20 protein-coding genes are annotated in these 21,716 nt (G+C 50.2%); 2 read left to right on the plus strand and 18 right to left on the minus strand.

The annotated features are described in order from the left end of the window. Positions 1–20: 20 nt before the first annotated feature. The 18 genes from HOK28_10660 to mraZ form a co-directional block, all read right to left on the minus strand. Complete coding sequence (locus tag HOK28_10660) at positions 21–1,100, minus strand: MBL fold metallo-hydrolase (GenBank protein ID MBT6433545.1); 1,080 nt, start codon at positions 1,098–1,100, stop codon at positions 21–23. Positions 1,101–1,218: 118 nt separating this feature from the next. Next, positions 1,219–2,544, minus strand: coding sequence for an MATE family efflux transporter (locus HOK28_10665; GenBank protein ID MBT6433546.1), 1,326 nt, complete (start codon positions 2,542–2,544; stop codon positions 1,219–1,221). Between the two features lie 130 nt (positions 2,545–2,674). Further along, entirely contained in the window at positions 2,675–3,151 is a 477-nt protein-coding gene (locus tag HOK28_10670; GenBank protein MBT6433547.1) for a phosphatidylglycerophosphatase A, read from the minus strand. A gap of 170 nt (positions 3,152–3,321) precedes the next feature. Further along, positions 3,322–4,473, minus strand: coding sequence for a cell division protein FtsZ (ftsZ, locus tag HOK28_10675; GenBank protein ID MBT6433548.1), 1,152 nt, complete (start codon positions 4,471–4,473; stop codon positions 3,322–3,324). Positions 4,474–4,541: 68 nt separating this feature from the next. Further along, complete coding sequence (ftsA, locus tag HOK28_10680; GenBank protein ID MBT6433549.1) at positions 4,542–5,771, minus strand: cell division protein FtsA; 1,230 nt, start codon at positions 5,769–5,771, stop codon at positions 4,542–4,544. 3 nt (positions 5,772–5,774) lie between these two features. Then, entirely contained in the window at positions 5,775–6,680 is a 906-nt protein-coding gene (locus HOK28_10685) for an FtsQ-type POTRA domain-containing protein (protein MBT6433550.1), read from the minus strand. 145 nt (positions 6,681–6,825) lie between these two features. Then, entirely contained in the window at positions 6,826–8,226 is a 1,401-nt protein-coding gene (locus HOK28_10690; GenBank protein ID MBT6433551.1) for a UDP-N-acetylmuramate--L-alanine ligase, read from the minus strand. Continuing rightward, positions 8,219–9,301: an undecaprenyldiphospho-muramoylpentapeptide beta-N-acetylglucosaminyltransferase gene (murG, locus tag HOK28_10695; GenBank protein MBT6433552.1), complete on the minus strand. Its 1,083-nt coding sequence runs from the start codon at positions 9,299–9,301 to the stop codon at positions 8,219–8,221. The genes HOK28_10690 and murG overlap by 8 nt, the downstream gene beginning before the upstream one ends. Continuing rightward, positions 9,298–10,440 carry a putative lipid II flippase FtsW gene (ftsW, locus tag HOK28_10700; GenBank protein ID MBT6433553.1) on the minus strand — a complete coding sequence of 381 codons (1,143 nt, stop codon included), beginning with the start codon at positions 10,438–10,440 and terminating at the stop codon, positions 9,298–9,300. The genes murG and ftsW overlap by 4 nt, the downstream gene beginning before the upstream one ends. Next, positions 10,437–11,858: a UDP-N-acetylmuramoyl-L-alanine--D-glutamate ligase gene (murD, locus tag HOK28_10705; protein MBT6433554.1), complete on the minus strand. Its 1,422-nt coding sequence runs from the start codon at positions 11,856–11,858 to the stop codon at positions 10,437–10,439. The genes ftsW and murD overlap by 4 nt, the downstream gene beginning before the upstream one ends. Continuing rightward, positions 11,855–13,003, minus strand: coding sequence for a phospho-N-acetylmuramoyl-pentapeptide-transferase (locus HOK28_10710; protein ID MBT6433555.1), 1,149 nt, complete (start codon positions 13,001–13,003; stop codon positions 11,855–11,857). The genes murD and HOK28_10710 overlap by 4 nt, the downstream gene beginning before the upstream one ends. Next, the gene (locus tag HOK28_10715) at positions 13,000–14,415 is read right to left on the minus strand and encodes a UDP-N-acetylmuramoyl-tripeptide--D-alanyl-D-alanine ligase (GenBank protein MBT6433556.1); all 1,416 of its coding nucleotides are present in this window, start codon (positions 14,413–14,415) and stop codon (positions 13,000–13,002) included. The genes HOK28_10710 and HOK28_10715 overlap by 4 nt, the downstream gene beginning before the upstream one ends. Positions 14,416–14,451: 36 nt before the next feature. After that, positions 14,452–14,631 (minus strand): hypothetical protein, encoded by a 180-nt coding sequence (locus HOK28_10720; protein ID MBT6433557.1) that lies wholly within the window; start codon positions 14,629–14,631, stop codon positions 14,452–14,454. A gap of 43 nt (positions 14,632–14,674) precedes the next feature. Beyond that, positions 14,675–16,144, minus strand: coding sequence for a UDP-N-acetylmuramoyl-L-alanyl-D-glutamate--2,6-diaminopimelate ligase (locus HOK28_10725; GenBank protein MBT6433558.1), 1,470 nt, complete (start codon positions 16,142–16,144; stop codon positions 14,675–14,677). Between the two features lie 13 nt (positions 16,145–16,157). Then, complete coding sequence (locus HOK28_10730) at positions 16,158–18,143, minus strand: penicillin-binding protein (GenBank protein MBT6433559.1); 1,986 nt, start codon at positions 18,141–18,143, stop codon at positions 16,158–16,160. Next, complete coding sequence (locus tag HOK28_10735; protein MBT6433560.1) at positions 18,133–18,426, minus strand: hypothetical protein; 294 nt, start codon at positions 18,424–18,426, stop codon at positions 18,133–18,135. The genes HOK28_10730 and HOK28_10735 overlap by 11 nt, the downstream gene beginning before the upstream one ends. A 1-nt stretch (position 18,427) precedes the next feature. Then, a complete protein-coding gene (rsmH, locus tag HOK28_10740) occupies positions 18,428–19,378 on the minus strand; it encodes a 16S rRNA (cytosine(1402)-N(4))-methyltransferase RsmH (protein MBT6433561.1) in 951 nt (316 codons plus the stop codon). After that, on the minus strand, positions 19,378–19,836 hold the full coding sequence (gene mraZ, locus HOK28_10745; GenBank protein MBT6433562.1) for a division/cell wall cluster transcriptional repressor MraZ: 459 nt from the start codon (positions 19,834–19,836) through the stop codon (positions 19,378–19,380). Before mraZ ends, rsmH begins: the two co-directional genes overlap by 1 nt. A gap of 508 nt (positions 19,837–20,344) precedes the next feature. Here mraZ and HOK28_10750 point away from each other — a divergent pair. Together HOK28_10750 and HOK28_10755 are read left to right on the plus strand one after the other, a co-directional pair. Beyond that, positions 20,345–20,989, plus strand: a complete 645-nt coding sequence (locus HOK28_10750) for a lytic transglycosylase domain-containing protein (protein ID MBT6433563.1) — start codon at positions 20,345–20,347, stop codon at positions 20,987–20,989. Next, a complete protein-coding gene (locus HOK28_10755) occupies positions 20,986–21,561 on the plus strand; it encodes a methyltransferase domain-containing protein (GenBank protein MBT6433564.1) in 576 nt (191 codons plus the stop codon). Before HOK28_10750 ends, HOK28_10755 begins: the two co-directional genes overlap by 4 nt. Positions 21,562–21,716: the final 155 nt, after the last annotated feature.

Consider the following 21,716-nt stretch of genomic DNA (forward strand, 5'->3'; position numbering starts at 1 on the left):
CCCTAACACTTCGCCTTAGGTTAACGCGTCTGCGTTTCTCCAATTGCTAAGGTTGTAAACTCATCTTCACTGAGCCCCTTCTGGTCTCTGAATTTGAGTAAATCTTTTCGAGGGTCGAGCGGCGCCTCATCCGTAAGTTGGAACGTTCCCCAGTGAACACCAAAGGACCAGCGCGCTCCAATATCTTCATGAATATTTAACGCCTCTTCGGGATTCACGTGCATCTCTTTCATAAACCAACGTGGCTCATAGGCACCAATAGGAATCGCCGCGATATCAATCGGCGCAAAGCGTTTTCCAATCTCTTTAAATTGAATATCGTTGTAGCCAGTATCGCCGCCAAACCAAAATCGGACACCATCTATTTCAACCAACCATGATGCCCACAGCGTTTCAAATTGGTCAGCTAGGCCTCGGGCTGACCAGTGCTGAGTTGGGGTTGCCACAAAACGAACATCGCTAAGCGTGGTCTCGGCCCACCAGTCCAGCTCGGTGACCCGTTCAATACCCAAGTCGTTGAACCAGGATTTGAGACCCAACGGTACGAGCCAATGCACCTCTTTACCCATCGCAATCACGGATGCTTTATCGAGATGGTCATAGTGGTTATGGGAAATCACCGCAAAATCCACTTTAGGAAGCTCAGCGACAGAGAGCGCTGGCGCTTGGTAGCGCTTCGGGCCGGCAAAACTAACGGGTGAGCAACGGTCGGAAAAAACAGGATCTGTTATGACTGTTTTACCAGCCATTTGGAAAAGAACAGTGGAGTGCCCTATCCAAGTCACTTGAGGCGCGGAGCCCGGTTTATTTAACGAGGCTTGATCTACATCAACCCGCGGTACACTTTTCCTATCGGTGTCACTGCCCCTCGGACCCTCCCCCGAGACTTTCCACTTCCACATATCACCGAAACCTTTGGCCTTGGATTCGATAAAAAGATTTCGAAAACCGGTCTCGGTATGATGTTCAGGTGATTTAGGATCAATAGGGTTCATCGTGGCACATCCCGTGGAGCTGGCTAACCAAAACGCGGCCGTTAAATAAAAATAGTTTGTATGTCTTAAGAACTTTGCAGAACTGATGATGCTCAACATTCCCACGATTACAACTCCTGGAGTATCGAGTAAAAGAATCCTCAGGAGCTGTATTATGTGAGTCTACCCATCAAATTACAAGGTGAACCCTGGCCGTGCTACGCGGTTCGCTGAGTTTGAAGCGCTAGATTTCTTGCTCCGCCCAACGACCACGAAAACAGGCAATACTCGTTGCTATCGCCTTTGCGTACGTCGTTAAGTTGATAGCCCACCAGATCCCAGCGGCACCATAGCCCAGCGTAAATGCAAAAAAGTAAGCAAGCGGTACCCGCACGACAGTAAGCGGCGTGGTCAGCCAAAAGACCGTTCGAGTATCTCCGGCCCCAGCGAGCACACCTTCATTAAGCACCGTGATTGCGACAAATATCTGCGAGAAAGCTAAAATCGTGGCGTATAAAATGGCCTGGTCATGTACCTTCTGGTCTTCGGTAAAAATGCCAGTTAGGAACTCTGCACCGAAATAAAAAGCCACTGAGGACACCACGCCTAAAAACAACGAAAGTGGCAGCGCCAACCGGATGGCCCGGCGTGCTTGGTCTGGGCGTCCCGCGCCTAAACTTCGGCCCACAAAAGATGCCACTGCCAGTTCCACTCCATGGAAGCATGGCCACGTGAAACCCTCGAGCACCGAGAATCCTATACCTAAGGCGGCGTTCACATGAGGCCCTAAAGGAGAGATCGAAGTATAGAGCATTCCCCAATACACCAGCGCATAAGAGATGGTCCCCAGGCCAATCGGGGTACCCAATCGCAAAATTCTTTTAAGCTGGAAGCCCAATCGAATATCCGAGCGAGTCGCACCTGCTCTTTTCCAAATAATCGCAAAACCAATACTTCCGCCGATTAAATAGGAAAGGTTAGAAGCCAAAGCTGCGCCCACAATTCCAAGACCCATCGTGTGAATCATAAAGGGCGTAATCACGATGTTTAAAGCGAGCATAGCGCCATGGAGAATCATCGGCGTTCGTGCACTGCCCATCGCGATAAACGCCTGATCAACCAGTGGTATGAGAACCAACGGGAAGCAGGTTAGCGACAACGCGGAAAGGTATCGAACACATTCAGTATGGGTCTCCCCGTGAAGGCCCAGCAGGGTCGCTATTTCAGGCGCGAAAACAGAGCCCACAACCATCGTTACAAGCGTAATAAAGATGACTCCGTAAAACGAGGCCCCAAGCACCTTTCGCCGCAGCTCTAGATCCCCAGCTCCTGTCGCACGCGCAATCAAAGGACCCGCGCCCGCCGAGAGCATCACGAAGAGGCCCGAAAATAGAATCAGAACAAAAGTAGAGGAGCCAATAGCGGCTTGCGCCTCAGTGGATACATGTTGAATCCAATACTGGTCCACGGTTCGGTAGCCATGACGTAATACAGAGAAGAGTGTACTGGGAATTGCAAACCGCAACACCTCGCCGCGAGTCAGCTCAAAGTCTTTACTAAAACTGGTCATGGACCAACGCTCCGCTTACGCCTCACCGGCAACGCTGGCTCGTCTAGTTCATTAAACGAGAATTAAGGTGGGCCTAATCTGTTTCCCGGGGCACCGGGAGACACTCTCTAAGGCTCGAGCAGACAAATAGCTAGAGGAATTTATCCATTAGGTAAAGAACGCCGTGAACCAGTGGGCAAGCCATGAGTCCGGCGATGGTGTCATCAATCACCACACCAAAACCGCCTTCGACTTTCTTATCCACGGTGCCAATGGGCGGAGGCTTAATAATGTCGAAAATCCGAAACATGATAAAAGCGACAATGACTTCACGAAGACCAAAATCCACAGCAATCACGGTGGCTAGAAAACCGACAACTTCATCGATAACAATCTTGCCCGAATCATGGCTCCCATAAATTCGCTCCGCGTGACCAGACACCCAAACGGCGAAAGCAGTTAGCAAAGCCACAACCAGGACGAACTGCCATACGGGGAGCTGCAACTGCGAGAGCGCCCACCAAAGCGGGATGCCCATCAAGGTACCAAAGGTACCGGGTGCTTTCGGGGCGTAACCGAGCCCACCTGCACTTGAAAAAGTTAGAATCAAATAATCAAAAGCGCGCATGACCCATCCTCAATCAAGGTTAATCCAACAACCAACGGCTCAGGAGCTGGCTTCGTGGTCGCAGTCGGGGGATTCGGATAACAAAGATAGCCACAAATGAGTAGAGGCCGGATGAGCATATTCTGCGTCAGCCGGCCTCCAAGGAGCAAATGGAAAACAATTAAAAAAGCTTACTGAGGACGACGGCGCATAAAAGCGGGAACATCAAAAGTAGCTTCTTCAACTTCAACCGCAGCTTCAGGTGCACGCACCTTAGCAAACTGGTTCTTTTCGCGGTCTAAACGAATTTTTGTAGGAATGTCATGAGTTTCCTTGGCAACCATCATGTTGGAGCCAGCTGCCGGATCAGGACGTCGTGAGTCCCGGCGGTCAAAGCCCGTGGCAATCACTGTGACTTTAAGCTCTTCTGCTTCCATCGTATCATCGATAACAGCGCCAAAGATGATTTCCGCATCTTCATCGGCTGCTTCTTGGATTTGAGTAGAGGCTTGATGAACATCGTTAAGGCTCATGTTGCGTCCACCAGTCAGGTTCAGAAGAATGCCGGTTGCCCCATCAATGCTCACATCTTCAAGAAGAGGCGAATCAATGGCTTGGCTGGCTGCTTCGATTGCTCGATTTTCACCCGTCGCACGCCCGGTACCCATCAACGCCATGCCTTGATCAGTCATAACTGTTCGAACATCAGCAAAATCGACGTTTACGACACCGTGACACGTAATCAAATCACTGATGCCCTGTACCGCGTTTAGCAAAACGGTATCGACAGACTTAAATGCATCCATCATGGGCGTGTTTTGATCAGTAATTGAAAGCAGTCGCTGGTTTGGAATCGTGATCAAAGTATCAACAGAATCACGAAGCTCCATGATACCGCCTTCAGCATGACGGCGCCGACGGTTGCCTTCAAAGAAGAATGGCTTTGTGACAACACCAACAGTCAAGCAGCCCATCGAGCGTGCGAGTTCCGCAATCACAGGTGCAGCTCCGGTACCAGTTCCGCCGCCCATACCACAGGTGACGAAAACCATATCTGCACCATCGAGACATGCAGCAATTTGCTCACGGTCCTCAAGTGCAGCTTCGCGGCCCACATCTGGATTAGCACCAGCGCCGAGACCCTTGGTGAGCGTTGACCCAAGTGGAATCTTAACGCCCGCTAGGTTTTTCGCCAAAGCCTGCTGATCCGTGTTTGCGGCGATAAATTCTACGCCGGTAATATTGTGCTCAATCATTGTGTTGATGGCATTACCACCACCACCGCCAACTCCGATGACCTTAATCAATGCATCTTGTGCATTATAGTCGTCCAGGTGAATCATAACTTGCTCCCTCCTAAATGCCTGGGGCGCGCACCCCATATCGGCATGTTTCCATTGCTATTTATTTTCTAAAAAATATCACCGAGCCAAGACTTCATTCGGCTCTTGACCTTCGTATAAACGTTTTCTTCTCGTACCTTAAAGTAACGGTGGTCTTCGTGGTCACGCCCGTAGAGGACGAGTCCAACACCTGTTGAATAGACAGGGCTTCTCACCACATCCATCAACCCGCCTAGATCTTCCGGCATCCCCAATCGCACCGGAAGCCCTAAAATATCTTCGGCAAGCTCTGGCATACCTTCAAGCAATGTTGCTCCTCCAGTAATCACCACGCCACTTGCCAAGAGATCTTCGTAGCCAGTTCGCTGAATCTCTTGATGAACCAGAGAGAACATCTCTTCAACCCGCGGCTCAATAATTTCAGTAAGAATTCTCTTAGAAAGTACGCGGGGTTTACGACCACCCACACTTGGCACTTCGATGGTTTCTTCTTCATCCACCATACTTGCCATCGCGCATCCAAATTTCTGCTTGATTCGCTCGGCGTCATCCATCGGAGTACGCAGCCCCACGGCGATATCGTTGCTGATGTGAGCACCACCAATGGCTAAAACCGAGGTATGAATGATGCTGCCCTCGCTCCAAATCGCCAGGTCGGTTGTTCCGCCACCAATATCAATCAGTGCTACACCCAACTCTTTTTCATCCTGAGACAGTACTGCTTCGGAAGACGCGAGCTGCTCGAGGACGATGTCGGCTACGGTCAGACCGCAGCGCTGAGCGCATTTGATGATGTTTTGAGCACTGGTCACAGCGCCAGTTACGATATGAACCTTTGACTCCAAACGCACACCGCTCATGCCAAGAGGCTCACGAATACCGTCTTGGTCGTCAATGACATATTCTTGAGGCAAGATATGAATGACTTCGCGGTCCAATGGAATGGCAATGGCACGAGCTGCGTCAATGACTCGCTCAACATCCGCTTCAGTGACTTCCTTGTCTTTTACCGCGACAATACCGTGACTGTTCAGACCCTTGATATGCCCACCTGCAATGCCAGCATAAACATGGGAAATCTCACAGCCTGCCATTAATTCAGCCTCACGAATGGCTTCCTTAATCGATGCGACTGTGGCCTCGATGTTAATCACCACGCCCTTGCGCAAACCACGAGATGGATGCGTTCCGATGCCTTGTATTTCTACGGAGCCGTCTGATTGGACTGCTGCGACGATTGCGCAGATTTTGGTGGTGCCGATATCTAAGCCGACGATGAGATTTTCATCTTGTGCCATGTGTTACCTCAGAGTTGCTGTGAAAGTTGTCGAATCCGCGAATTGTCCTGAATCGGCAAAGCGAATGTGTACCCGTTCTGGATGGGTTTCCCCGTCTAACCAGATCACACGTGGTACACGCGTACGTTGTCTAAGTTGTCCTAAGACCTGCCGGGCCACGCTTAAGCGGCGACCGGGGTGCTCTCCAAGATGCATCGTCAAAACGCCATCATCCTTATGAGGATGACCGGTGACGATGGACCAATGTAGATGAGAGTCGTAATGAATTTCTTCAAGGCGTCCCATGACCGCCTCGTGCTCAGCAATATTAGCCGCCAAAGCCATGGCGTCAGTAAGTATCTGCTGATTGCGCAGTTCTTCATCTGCATTCTGAGCTGGGCTCAACCCGGTGACGACAGGAAGGTCGAGACTGTCAGTTCGTGATAAGCGCTTAAAGATTCGCCCTTGCGGGTTGGCCAGATAAAGATTGCCCATGGAGACTAAGATGCCGGTAGTAAATTCTTTAACGTCAACGAAAATTCCATCGGGCAGTCGCCGACGAACCGTTGCTTCCTCAATCCAGGGGTGCTGCCGCACGCTCTCTGCACAATCTGCAAGGTCGATGTCGAAAACCGGGATGCCCACTTTCAAATCCGCATAAGCCAGAACTTCATGCTCCGCTACACGCTGAATCCCAGCGACCTCGATGTTCTTCACCAAAAGGCTGTCGCTTTGTTGAAAATGTTGCCAGCCGGTGTAGCCAGCAAAGGTGAGACCGCAAACCAACGCAAAAGAGCCCGTCCACACCACGGCAGTTTTTGTGAACTGCCAGAGTGCTCCCAGGTTCAAAGCGGATGTATTCTTCCGCCCCTGCTTCACACGTCGGTTGCGCGGCCGACGGCTTGCTGGTTTTACCCTTCTACTTTTCAAAGCCCCTCCAGGCTTATGCAGTACCCACTTCGTGGGCACGATTGCCACCTCTATGAAACTAGACTTTTCTCAATTTGGCCAAAATTTCGCTTAATAAAATCATTATTTACGAGACATCCGACACTATAATCACCTATCGAAAAGTTTATTCATCTTCTTTTTTAAAAACGTTCTTTTTTAGCTCTTCTAAAAGCATTTCACCGGCTTGATAGATATTTCCTGCACCGCAGGTAATCACCAAGTCGCCAGGTTGAACACGTTCCTGTAGAGCTTTTCCTGCATCTGCAACTGAGCCCACCCAGCTTACGTCATGGTGCCCATGGGCTCGAATGACGTCCGCCAACGCAGAGGCTGTTACACCTTCAATCGGGTCTTCACTTGCCGCATAGATATCCGTGAGCAAGAGCACATCTGAAGCGTTGAAGCAGGTCGCAAAATCATCCATCAGATTCTGCGTTCTACTGTAGCGGTGGGGTTGAAAAGCCACGACGACGCGGCGGTCAAACGCCTCTCGCGCAGCGCCAAGGGTGGCTCTAAGTTCTTCTGGGTGGTGTGCATAGTCATCAACCACCTCAATCCCGCCAACCTCACCTTTGGACTCAAAGCGCCGTCCAATGCCCTCAAACGTACCAAGTGCTCGAATGGAAACGGCAAAGTCGACACCGACTTCATCCGCCACGGCAATTGCAGCCAATGCATTTTGTACATTGTGCTGACCAATCATATTCAATGTTACGCGTCCCATGGCCTCGCCATGAGCCACCACATCAAATGAGACCTGGCCGTTGACCGTCTCGAGGTTCGAAGCACAATAATCAGCTTGAGGAGATAATCCGTAGGTTAGGTAGCGTTTTTCGATGCGCGGCAAGGAAGCTTGAACCGTTGGATGGTCCAAACACACCACTGAACATCCATAAAACGGGACCTTGTTTACGAAATCGACGAAGGCATCAACAATCTCAGGTAAACCTCCGGACCAGTGGTCCAAGTGCTCGGGATCGATATTCGTTACAACCGCGATGGTTGGCATCAACTTCAAGAAGGAGCCATCACTCTCGTCGGCTTCTGCTACCAGGTATTCGCCTTCGCCCAGCCGCGCATTCGATGAAATCGACTTCAGCCTGCCACCGATAACCACAGTGGGATCAATACCGCCCTCGCCTAAAATCGTAGCGCACAAACTCGTGGTCGTGGTTTTGCCGTGAGTACCCGCAACAGCGATGCCATATTTCATTCGCATCAGCTCCGCTAGCATTTCAGCTCGTCGGATTACAGGGATACCAATCCGGCGGGCTTCTTTCACCTCTGGATTATCGGCGCGAACTGCGGTGGAGGTGACGACAACGTCACACTCGGAGACATTTTCAGCTGCGTGGTCTTGATGAATCACAGCGCCCATTGAAGTTAAACGCTCAGTCACTGAAGATTTTCGCATATCAGAACCGTGAATTTCATAGCCCAAGTTCAGGAGAACTTCGGCAATACCACTCATCCCAATTCCGCCAATACCAACAAAATGGAGCCGATGGGCACGTCCTCTAAACATGCTTAATCTCCTCTTTCAAAGCATCAAAAATCTGTGAGACGGCATCTGGACGACCTGCATCGAAACTTGCCTGAGCCATGGTTTTTAACTTGTCTGAATCTGCGAGAAATCCCTTGAGAAGCTCTAAAATCTTCTGAGCCGAAAGTTCGGTTTGAGGTAAATGCAGCGCAGCACCCTGGTTTTCTAGTTCCAACGCATTCGCCGTTTGATGGTCATCAACTGCAAACGGAAAAGGTACAAGAATCGAGGGACGTCCGACCACGGTAAGCTCTGCGATGGTCGTGGCGCCTGCACGGCAAATCACCAAGTCGGCGGCCTCATACTCAGTCGCCATATCATCAATGAATTGACGGGCCTCGATTCGCTCAATACCAAGCGTTTTATAGTGTTCCTTAACTCGCTCATAATCCAAGCGGCCAGTTTGGTGGACAATGCGAACGTTTAAGCCCTCTTGGTCTAATACCGGAGCCAACTCCATCATCGCTTCATTTAGAGCTCGTGCGCCTTGTGAACCTCCAAAAAGAAGGATCTGCGGAGTTTCGCTCAAGGTGTAGCCGGTATCACGGACACGGAGTAAATCTGAACGAACTGGATTTCCTAAGACCCGAACCTTCTCCGGAGAGAAACCTTTTACCGGAAGCGCGGAGATAACTCGGTGGGCAACTTTACCCAATATTCGATTCGTAACACCTGGAACGGCATTTTGCTCCATCACAATACACGGCACACCGAGTATCCGGGCCGCCAAAACTGCAGGACCTGCGGCATAGCCGCCACAAGAAACCGCAACATCTGGCCGAAACCGAGCGACGACCCAAAACGCCTGCACCATCGCCACCGGCAATCGCATGAGACCTAAAAGTCTTTCTTTCAAACCTTTGCTTCGTAAACCACTCACGGGAATCAGCCGCAGATCAAACCCAGCTTTGGGGACTGCATGTTTTTCGATGCCCCGGGGAGAACCTACAAATACAATGCGCGCATTGGGGTCTCGTCGCCGAACCTCTTGGGCCAGCGCGATTCCAGGAAATAGGTGGCCACCGGTACCGCCGCCGGCAATCAACACATCCATCACGCGTGTTCTCCACCGATGTCGTGGCCATCTTGAGTTTCCAGGTGAATTCTTAAAAGAACTCCCACACAAACAAGCGCCATCAACATATTGGAACCACCTGAACTCATAAATGGTAACGGGAGACCCTTTGTAGGAACCAACCCAGTCACCACTGCCAAATTAAACAACATCGGGATTGCCAGCATCGCCGTAATACCCGTTGCCAGGAAAACCCGGAACAGATCTGGTGCCTTCATAGCAATTCGAACGGAGCGGAATACCAGAATTGAAAAGGCTGTGACAAAGAAAACCACACCAATAAGGCCCAATTCTTCGGCTAAAATTGCGAAAATAAAGTCGGTATGTGCTTCTGGTAAGAAAAAGAGCTGTTTCTTACCCTGACCAAGTCCTAAACCGGTCAGTCCTCCAGAGCCAATCGAAATCAATGCCTCTGTTAATTGGTAGCCTTCGTCTGATCGATGAGCCCAAGGATCGATAAATCCCATCACCCGGCGTAGCCGGTAGTGTGTTCCCATAATCAGATGGTAAACAATGGGAGCAATGGCCAAGGTCACCATGGCCACGACCCGTATTTTTAAGCCCGCCACCAGCAACATAGTCAAAAGAACCATTTCTATTACAAAAGCGGTGCCCAAATCGGGTTCAAAATAAATCAAGGCGATGGGAATCTGAGCGAAAAGAAAAGGAACGATTAAGCTTTTTGTATCTGTGTCACCGCGGGCTGCTCGGCGAGAGCAAACGACTGCGAATAAAATAACCAATGCTACCTTCGCAAACTCAGATGGCTGAAATCTAGCTAAACCCAAATCAAGCCAGCGGCGGGCACCGCCAACTTTGACGCCTATTCCGGGAATCAAAACGATTGCACAAAGTACAACCGCAAAAAGTGCGAACCAACCCGCTCGGCGCGAGAAAATATGAGTGGGAACGCGCAGCACAAGAGCAATACCCCCCAGTCCCAACGTGCACCACATCAACTGGCGACGGATAAAGAACTCGGGATCTCCGAAAGATTTTGCTGCATGGGCGGAGCTGCTGGAGTAAACCATGACCAAGCCCAGTGTTAAGAGAGCAATCACGGAGCCGCATAACCAAAGATCGATCTTGGGTGCTTCTTTCAACTTCAACTGCTGACTCATCGCGCTGCCCCTTCGCCCAGAGCAAGAACAGCTTGTTTAAAAACCTGTCCTCGCACGGTGTAATTGGGAAATTCATCAAAACTAGAACAAGCTGGCGCAAGCACCACGGTTGTTCCCTCTGTACAACCGGTCAAGGATCCCGCAACTGCTTCTAGCATCGTTGTGCATTGCCTCGTATCTAACGGCTCTTTGGAAAATCGTTCGTAAATCTCATCGCCGGCTTCACCAAAAGCTATCACCTGAGTCACTTTGTCTTTGCTCGCCTGAACCAGGGCTTCATACCCGCCGCCCTTGCTGCGACCGCCGGCCAGTAACACGACCGGAGCCGGCAAGGCTCTTAACGCAACCGCCGCAGCTTCATCGTTGGTCGCCTTGGAGTCATTGATAAAGCGCACTCCATCTACTTCGCGAACCCACTCAAGCCGGTGCTCAAGGCCACCAAAACCCCGATAACCCTTAAGGATGCCGGACCAATTGTGGTCGGCGAGACCCAAGCCATCTACCGCGAGGAACGCAGCCAAAGCATTTTCTCGGTTATGCCTGCCAAAGAGTTTTTCGTGCTCAAGGTTGAGATTCAGTTCTGAGCTAAGTTTACCACTGCCTTGGGCGGTATCGTTGTTTAAGTAGAGGCCATCTCGATTGCTCAAATCTGCGCCGGTTGAAAACCAACGAACTTGAGCAGCTGTATTTTGAGCCATCTTTTCGACCCGAGTATCATCTGCACTTAAAACGGCGACCTGCTCATCTGTTTGACTGGCCAAGATATTGGCTTTCGTTAATGCATAGTCTTCTAAATCGTCATATCGCTCGCCATGGTCTGGCGTCACATTGAGGACAACGGATACATCAGGCCGGTAACGGTACGCCGTTTCAAGTTGGAAACTCGACAACTCAAGGACCAACACATCAACCGACTCTCCACTGGCGGCAAACCGGCTTAATGGATCACCGAGGTTACCGCCCACAAAAACGCTGTAACCCAAGCCCTCGATCAGACGACCGATCAATGCCGTGGTGGTGCTTTTTCCATTGGTCCCAGTAATGGCAACAACCTTCGCTCCCAAGTTACCTACCAACTCAAGTTCGCCGAAAACTGGTCGTCCAGATGCTCGAACCGCTTGGACCGCTGGTTGCTCTGGATGCGCTCCTGGTGAAATAACCAAAGCCTCCACATCGTCAAACGTGCTTTCAGACATTGAGCCCAAACGAAGCGTCAGATTTGGACTGAGATTTTCATCCTGCCCAAGCTCTGTTCTCAGGTCCGCGGCTACAACATTTGCGCCCTGCTTGACGAGGTAATGAGCCATGGCCCTCCCGGCGACACCAAGCCCCAGTAGACCGATGCGCCTACCAGGCAATGAGCCGAGTATCTCGTCGAGCTTTGCAAGCTCGCTATTGGAGGGCTTCCATAAACTCATCGTAGTTTCAGTGTTACCAATCCAACCAAGGCAAGGATAATTGAAGCAATCCAAAAGCGAACAATGATTTTCGGTTCTGCCCAGCCTTTGAGTTCAAAGTGGTGATGAATTGGCGCCATTCGAAAAACGCGTTTTCCGGTAAGCTTAAAGCTGGCCACCTGAGTGATGACACTCAACACTTCCACCAAAAATACACCGTGGATAATCGCACTTAAGAATTCATTCTTCGTTAAAACCGCGATGGCTCCGAGTGCCCCTCCAAGGGCCAATGAACCAACATCACCCATGAATACCGAGGCTGGAAATGTGTTGAACCACAGAAAACCGATGCCTGCTCCGGCAATGGCCGCGCACAAAATCGCCAGCTCACCCATACCTTCGATATGAACCAAGTTGAGATAATCAGCTGCGTTGAACTCAACGTAGGTTCCGCCGGCATTCACACCCAAAACCAAACCTGCAATATAGGCCAAGATCATGAAGGTTGATGCGCTCACGACTGTTGGACCGATGGCCAGTCCATCCAATCCATCGGTGAGGTTCACCGCGTGGGAGGTACCCATGACGACCAAGAATGCGAATGGGACATAAAGCCAGCCAATATCAGGGTTAAATAGTTTTACCGAAACAAAAGGAAGTGAAACCGTGGTATCAAGTTCGATGGGTGTTCCAAAATACCCCGCACGCGCAGCCATTAAAAAAGCTGTCAGTCCACCTAATACAAAAACTTGATAGAGAAGTTTCTTGCGCCCCGGTAGACCCTTGGAGTCTTTCTTTTTTACCTTGCGATAATCATCGATGAACCCGATGGCTCCAAAGCCAGCAGTGACCAATAAAACAGCCCAAACAAAAATGTTACTCAAATCAGCCCAGAGTAAAGTGCTGACCATCAAGGTGATTAAAATAAAAACACCACCCATCGTAGGAGTGCCTCGTTTAACCTGGTGCTGTTCCGGCGTGTCCTCTCGAACATTGCTGACGCCGTGTTGCTGCGATCTCAAAAATTCAATGAAGCGCGGAAATAACCAAAGCATCAAGACCAGAGCCGTGAGCGCAGCCGCAGGGATTCTAAACGAAGGGTATCGAAAAACTCGAAAAGGCCCAATGACATCGGCCCATGCTGTGAATAGATGATATAACATCAGTTAGTCATTTCCGTATCTAACGCATCAAAAACGCGTTCCATTCGCATTCCTCGCGAACCTTTAACCAGCAACCACTCGCCATCTTTCAGCGATTGAGTGAGGTGACCAGTGAGGTCATTCATTTCTTCGAATGCATATCCACGAGCACCGGCTTCTTGAGCACCGGCAGCTAAATCTTTTGCCCAAGGCCCTAAAGCAAATACTTCATCAATTCCTGATTTCGCCGCATTTTCGCCAACTTGAAAATGCAAGACCGCTGCTTCATCACCAAGCTCAAACATGGAGCCTAGAGCCGCCAATCGGCGGTTACTTCCCGCGAGAACTTCCATGGTCTTGAAAGCCGCAGACATCGATGCTGGGTTTGCATTGTAGGAATCATCGATCATATTTCGGCCAGACTGCATAAACACTCGGCACCGACCACCAGGAACCGCTACTCCCGAGAGGCCGGCCTGGATAGACGCTGGCCGGGAGCCAAGGGCAAGGGCAACTGAAACCGCCGCTGCAATATTGGAAGCCTGATGAACGCCAAAGAGTGGAACCGGGAAATCAAAACCATGGCCCTGAATACTCAACCGTACAATACAGCCTGTTTTCGTACTGATGTATTCTAGAATTCTCACATCTGCAGATCGGCCTTTTCCGAAAGTAAGGCGAGGGCGAGTTCCCAGTAAAGGCAGGCAAACAGAGCAAATCATCGGGTCATCTAAATTCACCACGCCCACAGCGTTGGGAGGTAAGTTTGCAAAAAGCTCACCTTTGGCGCGCGCCACGCCTTCGATGCTTCCGAGTCCCTCAAGATGTGCGCCCGCTACATTTGTGATCACTGCCACATCAGGCGCTGCTATCTGAGTTAACCGCTCTATCTCACCCGGAATGTTCATGCCCATTTCGACCACTGCGGCCCAGGCATCATTCTTCCAGTCGAGAATTGTTTTTGGAACGCCAATGAGATTGTTGAAGTTACCGGCAGTTTTGTGAACGGGCCCTCGAGAATTTAATGCCGCCGCCATCAGCTCTTTCGTCGTTGTCTTACCATTGGAGCCGGTAACCGCCGCAACAGGACGAGCCATTTGTCGTCGGTGGAAAGCAGCAAGCTCCCCGTAACCAAAGAGTGTGTCATCAACGACCAAAGCCGGAACGGGAGAACCCTCTAAACTGTGCACAGCATCTGCACCTTGCTTATCAACCATCAAAGCGAGGCAGTTGGAATCGAGAGCTTTTTGGAGAAATTCGTGACCATCGAAATTTTCGCCCCGAAGGGCAACAAACAAACTTCGTGGTGGTAGGGACCGGGTGTCGGTCCCTACCGATTCAATGTGGGCTGGGAGCCCCCCTCCACGAAGTTCTGCTTGAGTCGCTCGCGCAAGCTCATCAAGCAGCCATTGATTTGTTTCGATTGTTTCTTGCATAGTCAATGTATCGTTTCGCAACAGTCAATAACAGAGTTAATTACTTACTTCACTCTTCTTTTTATCAGTCTCTGTACGAGACATCTCTCTTACGTACTTTTTATCGAGCAGCCCTTGAGGCGCTACGAGGTTACGGGTTCTAAATTTCTCTTGTTTCGTTTTGATACTCGCCTGAATACGAAAATGCTCAGGCGCTATATACCATGGCTTACTCATAATAGGAGCCCCCCTCCCTTATGTAACCGCTTAAAGAAAAAGTTTATTCCCGTGCTTTTAAGGCACTTCGTGCTTCTTCTCGGTCGTCAAAATATCGTTTCTCATCTCCAGTTATTTGATAGTCCTCGTGTCCTTTGCCTGCGATCAATACTGCATCGTTGGGTCCAGCCGCGCGCACGGCTTTTCCAATCGCAAGGGAACGGTCCAATTCTATTTCGTATTCTTTTAGGTTTCCTAAATGCCCCGAGGCCATCCCACTGGTCACCAAGCCCGGTCTTATCATTTCGGCAATCGCTTCCGGTGATTCACCGCGAGGATTGTCATTGGTTACAACTGCACTGTCTGCACCAAGGCCCACTGCTTGTCCCATGGGCTCGCGCTTTTCAGTGTCTCGGTCACCACCGCAACCAAAGACGCAAAAAACATTTCCATTCGTAATTTCTCGAACAGCTGTAAGAGCCTTTTCCAAAGCGTCTGGTGTATGGGCGTAATCTACAACCACCAACGGTTCACCAACTTGATTCACTCTCTCAAGCCGGCCGGGCACCGCGTCCACACTTTCAATACCTTGGCGGATCACATCGTGGCTAAAACCGAGAGCTGCGCCAACACCTGCGGCTGCAAGAATATTTTCAACGTTGAAGCCACCAACCATGCGGCTATGAATGTTTAGGCTGTGCCCATCGATAGATACTTGAACTCGGGTGTCGTCGCGGCCCATCTCAATTTGCTCAGCAACGATTCGAGCTTGTGGATGACCTTTGACACTAAAGCCCCAAACGCCCTCGACGTTTAGCCCGGCTATGGTCGGGTCATCGAGGTTCAACACTGCCGCTCCGTTTTGCTTCAAACGCTCGTTAATCAAGATAGACTTAGCATCGAAGTATGCATTCATAGAGCCGTGATAATCTAAATGGTCTTGAGTTAAGTTTGTGAAAACACCAACGTCATACTGGACACCGCCGACTCGATCTTGCTCCAAGGCATGAGAACTCACTTCCATAACCACGCTGGCGACACCCTCCGTAGTCATCTGTGAAAGCATGGAGGACAGGTCAACAGATTGCGGCGTGGTAAGTCCGGTTTCGATGGTCTTGTTTAGATAACGTGCGCCGAGAGTTCCGATGACGCCAGGAGCCAGACCAGCTGCCTCAAGAATTCCTTCAACCAAATGGGCGACGGTGGTCTTACCGTTCGTCCCGGTAATCCCTATCATTTTAAGTTTTTGATCAGGGCGAGCGTAAAAATTATTGGCCGCAAGCGCCAGGGCTTTACGGGGATGCTTAGCGAGAATGTTCGTAACACCTGGTTGAGCAATGGGATCAGCGCTGAGAACAGCAACCGCGCCACGTGCAACCGCATCGTTTACATGCGCCTTGCCATCTCCCTGCGAACCCTTAAGTGCTGCAAACAAGAATCCATTTTTCACAGCTCTGGAATCATAAGCCAATCCAAGAACCTCCACGTCGGGGCCCTCCTGCTTAATATCCTGATCTATGAATAGAGAACTCACTTTCACCTCTTCGCTACCGTTGTCCCAATACAAGTCGTAATTTATCTACGTCCCCAAAACGTGTTCCAGCTCGTGGCTCTTGCTTCACAACCGCTCCAGATCCAACCAATTCAATATGGCTGTCTATTCCCAGCTCTTGATAACGCGCTAAAGATTGACGAGCGCTTAAACCTAAGAACGATGGAATGGTTCCAGAGCTTGGCTTATCCAGATTATCTTCAGCTGGCTCTGGATTCGTTGAAATAGATGGAAGCTGATTAATTCGCGCGATAGCTGCAGCCACATTCGATGTAGGCCGTGCCTCTTGCTCTAAAGTCGGTAGAACTTTTAAATGCAACATCGCAGCTGAACCGATTTCACTGAACACAGGACCTGCAACGGCCCCGCCGGTATGTTTGCCGATTGGCTCATCTACTACCACCGCAATAACAACCCGTGGATCACGTGAAGGAAGAAATCCTCCAAAGACCGCTCTAAAGAGTTCGTCACTGTAACCCCCTGAAATGGGATCAATCTTTTGAGCGGTACCCGTTTTGCCTGCTACGCGATAACCCGGCACGGCAGCCAACCGGCCTGTACCGCCCTCGCCCACCACTGCCTCCATCATTCTCACAGTATGTGCTACCGCCTCCGCATCGAAGATACGTTTTTCCTGCCGCGGCTGGTCTGATTCTTCGATGCCATCGGGGCCTTCGATGCTATGAATGAGGGTTGGAGTTTTGTAGACGCCTTCGGCTGCCAATACGCGGTAAGCTCCCGCGAGCTGAAGTAAATTGGAAGCCATTCCGTGTCCGAAGGAAATCGTTGCGCTTGAAGATGCAGACCACCGAGAAGGTGCTGCAAGCATACCTAGAGTTTCACCCGGAAAATCAATTCCTGTCCGTGTACCAAAACCTAAGTTGATTAAAGTCGAGTAGAGTTTTTCGTTACCTAAGGTTTGACCGATTTTCGCGGAGCAAATATTCGATGACTTCTGAATGATCTGAGTAAGCGTCATCCAACCGTATGGCTTATAGTCGCGAATAGTATGTCCGCCCACTCGCATTTTACCATCTTCACAAAAGAGCTGGTCATCGGCTTTGTATGAACCCTCGTCCAAGGCAGCCGCAACCACAAAGGGTTTCATCGTTGAACCAGGCTCGAAAAGGTCGACCAAGGCGCGGTTACGGCGGTCACCAGTCTTGGAGCCTGTAATCTTATTTGGGTTGAAGCTTGGAACTGTTGCCATGGCTAAGATTTCAGAAGTCTCAACATCAAGCACAACCGCCGAGGCCGATTTTGCATTGGTTTCTTCAATCATCTTCATCAAAGCGACTTCAGCCACGTGCTGAATATTCAAGTCCAACGTTAACCGAATATCATTGCCCCGCGCTCGGCCTTCTGGATCCAAACCGCCGGCCAAAACCGGACGCCCTCTGGCGTCTCGTGCCGTCTTAATAATTTGCAGCTGGCCCTTAAGCTTGCCCTCAAGTGCGCGCTCAACCCCTTCAAGGCCTCGGCCATCAATATCTGTAAATCCAAGAATCTGAGAGGCTACGTTCTTATTTGGGTAGAAGCGCTTGGCCTCTTGGCGAACAAAAATTCCTGGTAATTTAAGGCTGCGAACTTTCTCTGCGATCTCTGGCTGGACTCGGCGCTGCATCCAGGCAAAACGGGTATCAGAACTCAGGCGTTTATAAAGCGCTTCGTAATCTAAGCCGAGAGTTTTGGAGAGAGCTTTGGCGACCGGGCGTGGATCTTGAATTAAAGAAGGGTCAGCAGCGATGGAAGGAACATCAACTGAAATGGCAAGATTCTGCCCATTGCGGTCGTAAATATTTCCACGTTTGGCTGCGATATGAACACTGCGCAGATGCTGACGGTCAGCCATCCCTTTTAAATGTTCGTGCTGAACGACTTGGAGCTGTACAAAACGCGCTACAATGCAGAGACTCAGAGCAATGAATAGCCCAAAGACAAACTTGAGACGGCCAACTGCTATTTGATGACTACTCGACATTCGGTCCCCCGCTCGGGTAGACCGCACCAACAACTTGTGAATTCTCTGGCTGGTTCAGCCCCAGCCGAGCAGCAAGCTCTTTAAGGCGCTCGGGTGCGCACTCCGCGGCCAACTCGACTTCTAATTTCTTCAAAGTCATAACGAGCTCGCGGTGTCGCTTTTCTTCCTTCATCAACTTGTAACCAAGCTGAACACCATCTTGGTGCACATGAACAATGAAGAGTCCGGCTATCAAAGGGCACACAATTGCGACCGCACAAAGAAATCGTCCCACAATCGACATTTCAGTTATCCCCTCGAGCAAGGCGACGAGCGACACGCAGCTTCGCGCTTCGGCTGCGCGGGTTGCTCCTAATTTCATCGTCATCAGCAACCAGTGGCTTCCGGGTTACGACTTCCATCGTCGGTGCCACGTACTGAACATAGACCGGAATTTCAGGCGGTGTTTCTTCACCTTTTGCAGCCTTGCGAAATGCGTGCTTCACAGCTCTATCTTCCAAGCTGTGAAAACTTATTAAGGCCGCGACTCCATCATCGTTAAGTAAGTTTGGAATCGCGTTAAGCAGATTTTCCAGTTGGTCCAACTCACCATTGACCAGCATTCTGATTGCCTGAAAAGTTCGGGTTGCCGGATCCAGCTTGTCTTTACCTTTTCGCACCACACTGCGAATCACATCGGCGAGTTCAGCCGTGGTCGTGAGGTTAGCCTCCTTGATCACCCGGGCTACGCGGCCGGAATAGCGTTCCTCACCGTAAACCTTAATGATTCTAGCCAGTTCTTTCTCGGGAATCTCTTCTAGAATCTCTGCCGCAGATTGGCCCACCGAAGTGTCCATGCGCATATCCAAGGGCCCATCCATTCGAAAGGAGAAACCTCGGTCTGCTGTATCTATTTGGTGAGATGAAACGCCAAGGTCTGCCAGTAAAGCATCGACGCCATCAATGCCCAGATCTGCTAACACTTGTGGTGCATTCTCGAATGAAGAGTGAACGATGGTTACCCTATCGCCAAATTGAGACAGTCGTTTCTTGGCGACGCTGATGGCTGTTTGGTCTCTATCTAAGCCGATTAAATGAGCTTGTGGAATAGCTTCTAAAAGCGCTGCGGAGTGACCTGCGCCGCCAAGAGTGCAATCCATAATGAGCTTGGGATTTTCGGCAGCAATGCTCTCGACCACTTGCCGTAGCAATACGGGCTCGTGCTCAAAGTCTTGCTTGGGCGGCTCTGAATCCATCATAAGCCCAATCCCGCAAGTGCCGCTGACACAGCCTGAGGGTCAGACCTCGAATCATCAGCCTTTTGGTTCCACTGCTCCTTGTCCCAGAGTTCAACGGTAGAACCCGTGCCTGCCCAAACAACATCCCGGCACAAACCGGCCCACTCTCGAAGCATCGGTGGTACGAGGAGGCGGCCATTCTTATCAAGCGTCACCTCGGCTGCTCCAGCAAGGTAGATTCGTCTAATCGCAACCACCGCCGGGTCAAACTGGGACAGGCCTGCCAGCTTTTCTTCAAACTCTTGCCATTGCTTCACTGGGTAGAGAACCAAACATCGATCGATTCCCGTGGTCAAAATGAAATTCACTTCTCCGGACTCACCGCTCGACACGGGCGCGAGCTGCTCACGAAAACGCACCGGCAGACTCATCCTGCCTTTGGCGTCGATGGTGTGCTGGTGTTGTCCTAGAAACATGAAATGACCGCTTGGTTTGTTTTGGTTACGAGTTCCACTTAGATCCACGAAGATCCACTATGATCCACTATCTCCCACTTTGATCTAAATTAAAAAAACGTAGAAAGGTCAAGCAGGTTCACGGTTTCGTAAGGGTTTACGCAGGCCCAGATCACTTTGCTCAGACGCGTTATGAACTTTGGTTTTTTTTCAAAAACTAATAAAATCAGGTAGATCTGGCCATTAATGAAAGTACTCTCTAGCAATCGGCTTGAAACAGAGAGCGATGAGTATGGCCTGAAGGTACTACCAGGCACCCGCTGGCCCAGTGGGCGTTAAGGCTTTGTAATCAATGACAATTTTAGCGACACCAGCCCACAAACATCCCCAATTACTTACATAAGTGCTTAGGGTGAGAGCCTTAACGATCGCATCCACCGGAAAAGATCCAGCAAAGTCGATTTTCTAGCCTCTCATGGAGCAGTACGCAAAAATCCAGCGGAAAAAATGACCAAATGATTCAATTCCAATGCTGCAAGGAATTCGTAGTGCTCACTCAATCGTTCTACAAAGCGTTATGCTTGGTGGATTACGTAAATGGGTTTTCTTATGCTGTCTTATTGCCCTTGGTGCGATGGTGGGCGTCAACCAATCCGTGCGAACTTTCGGCGGCGGCTATCCGCATCTACTCTCACCGTTTCATTTTCAAAATAAGGTAAGCGCCCTCGGAAAGCTCGCGGGTCACGCTATCCAGTACCCATTCCTAAATAAAGACAAATCTATCCGAGAGCTTTTGAGACATTACGCACATATTAATAAAATTCCCTACTCACTTGTAGCTGCAGTAGCTGAGGCCGAGTCCAATTTGATGCCGTACCGTATTAGCAGCACGGGAGCGATGGGCGTCATGCAACTGATGCCGGGCACCGCACGAGATATGGGCGTTACAGATCCATTTGACCCAAAAGATAATATTCGCGGAGGCGTGCGGTACTTAAAAATTCTTTGGAAAAGGTACCGAGGTAATAAAGAAAAAATTGCAGCAGCATACAACTGGGGGATGGGACGTGTCTCAAAGCGTAAACGTTTGGGCAAGGTGCCCTCCGAAACCCGGCACTACATTAAACGTGTTTTAAAGCTCGAGCGGCGGTACCGCCAAAGAGCGAGTAAATGATGCCTGAAGAATACACACTTTCAAGTCATGGCTATTGGGTAGGAACGAACTTTCAAGAAGAGCATATGTTCGACTCAAATCTTGCGAATGCCATCGTAGAGTTTATCCCTATGGGTCAATCGGTCATCGATCTCGGTTGTGGTACGGGCAATTATGTAAGGCGATTGCAAGAGGCTGGTTTTGACTGCGACGGAGTCGACGGGAATCCCAATACACCAGAACTCTCCGGTGGCCTCTGTGGCCAAGCCGACCTTGCCCGCCCTCTGGAACTTTCAAGGGTTTACGATTGGAGCTTATCTCTAGAGGTGGCCGAACATATTCCGGCCAAATATGAACGCATCTACCTTGAGAACCTCCACAGCATGAACCGTGAAGGCATCATTTTAAGCTGGGCGATTCCTGGTCAGACTGGACTTGGGCATGTGAACTGCAGAGACAGCGAATATGTTAGCTGCCGACTGCAAGCGATGGGGTATGAAGAACTCGTTGACGTTGGTCAATCTTTTCGGGACCGAGCGACGTTGGACTGGTTTAAGTACACAGTGATGGTTTTTAAGCGCCTAAAGCCCTAAAGAGGGCTACAACGAGTAAGTGAACTAATCTTCGGACGCTTTCTTCTTAGTGGCCTTTTTCTTGGTTACTTTCTTCTTAGTGACCTTCTTCTTGGTCACCTTTTTCTTAGTGACCTTTTTCTTGGTGGCCTTCTTCTTGGTCACTTTTTTCTTCG

Source organism: Deltaproteobacteria bacterium (assembly GCA_018668695.1).
Lineage (GTDB): Bacteria > Myxococcota > XYA12-FULL-58-9 > XYA12-FULL-58-9 > JABJBS01 > JABJBS01.